At 71.7% G+C, this 1,462-nt stretch carries 1 protein-coding gene and 1 tRNA gene; both read right to left on the bottom strand.

Translation table 11 applies throughout. From position 1 onward, the window contains the following. Window positions 1–35 precede the first annotated feature (35 nt). Window positions 36–109, bottom strand: a tRNA-Met gene (locus ACFRCR_RS18705). 61 nt (window positions 110–170) lie between these two features. Continuing rightward, window positions 171–1,268 (bottom strand): aldose 1-epimerase, encoded by a 1,098-nt coding sequence (locus ACFRCR_RS18700; protein WP_377679686.1) that lies wholly within the window; start codon window positions 1,266–1,268, stop codon window positions 171–173. Between the last annotated feature and the right edge of the window lie 194 nt (window positions 1,269–1,462).

Genomic DNA, 1,462 nt, shown 5'->3' with positions numbered 1-1,462 from the left:
GTTCAGCATTCCTGCTGAACCGGGCCTTCTCTTTGTAGCGGGGGCAGGATTTGAACCTGCGACCTCTGGGTTATGAGCCCAGCGAGCTACCGAGCTGCTCCACCCCGCGTCGGTGAACACCACCCTACGGGACGGGAGCCGGGGCGCCAAATCGGGCGTCTCGGCTCCGGTCAGGAGCGGTGCGGTGCGACGATCCCGACCCCGAAGCGGAACACGCGCTCCTCCCCCGGCTCGAGCCGGACGTCCTGCGCGCAGTCCGCGCGGTTGAACGCGTTCGTCAGGCTCTCGACGGGTTCGAGCGCGATCGATGCCCGCGCCCGCTCGTCCAGCCCGTCTCCCGTGTAGACGTGCATGTTGCCGCGCTCCTGCCACAGCTCGAGGCCCGCGCCGGTCGACGGGTCGAGGACGCGCGTCCGCGCGCGGCCGTCCGCATCGGTCACGAGGTCGGTGAACGCGGTGTCGAGACAGGTCCCGGCAAGAGCCACCGGCCCGACGGCGTCGCGCACCACCCGGGCCGCCTCACCGTCGAGCGGGAGAAGGCTCGCGTCGGTCGCGACGGTCGCACGGGCGGGCACGTGCAGCTCCAGGCCGTCGATCGTGTCGTGGCCGGGGATGCGGAAGTACGGGTGCCAGCCGGCCGTGACAGGCGCGGCGCTCAGGCCGACGTTGCGGAACGACCAGGCCACGTCGAGGGTCCGCTCGGTGAGCTCGAAGCGGATCCGGGTCTCGAGGTCGAACGGATAGCCGTCGAGGTCGGCGCCCCGGATCTCGGTCGCGAGGGCCAGGGCCACGGACTCAGCCTCGGTCACCTCGCCCGTACGGTTCGCGTCGCCAGGCGCACCCGTGCCGTCCGTGCCCCCGCCGCGCAGGGCACCCCGGTCCTCGGGAACGATCTCCCAGTCGAGGACGCGCGCGAACCCGTGCATGGTCTGGGTCTCCCCCGGCGCGACGGGCGGGGCGTGGTGCGTGACGCCGTCGAACACGTAGGTGCCGTTCGCGATGCGGTTCGCGAACGGGAACATCAGGCCGGACCGCGTCGCGTCCTGGGCGAGGAGCGCCTGCTCGGTCGCATACCCGTCGAGGAGGTCGACGACGTCGTGCGACGGCGAGGACGGCCGGCTCCACGGCGCCCGCCAGGCGAGGACCGTCGCGCCTCGCAGGGCGACGACGAGCTCGGCTCCGGAGGGGTGGACGAGCGCGACCGTCGGCAGTGCGCCGAGCGATCCCTCGACGATGTAAGCGTTGCTGCAAACGGTTGCACTGGTCATGAGGCCCCATGTTCGTCGTCCGCACGACAAATGACAAACGCACCCGCCGACGGTGACCACCCAGGTCGCCGAGGGTGACGCGCCTGACCGTCGAGGGTGACCGACTCACAGGTCGAGGGTGACGCCCTCGGCGGGGGGCGTGTCACACCGTCGACGCAGACGACGGACGCCGCCCCCGACCCTCAGGTCAGGAG

Source organism: Oerskovia sp. NPDC056781 (genome assembly GCF_042789955.1).
GTDB classification, from domain to species: Bacteria; Actinomycetota; Actinomycetes; order Actinomycetales; family Cellulomonadaceae; genus Oerskovia; species Oerskovia rustica.
This window is presented reverse-complemented; position numbering and strand designations above follow the sequence as displayed.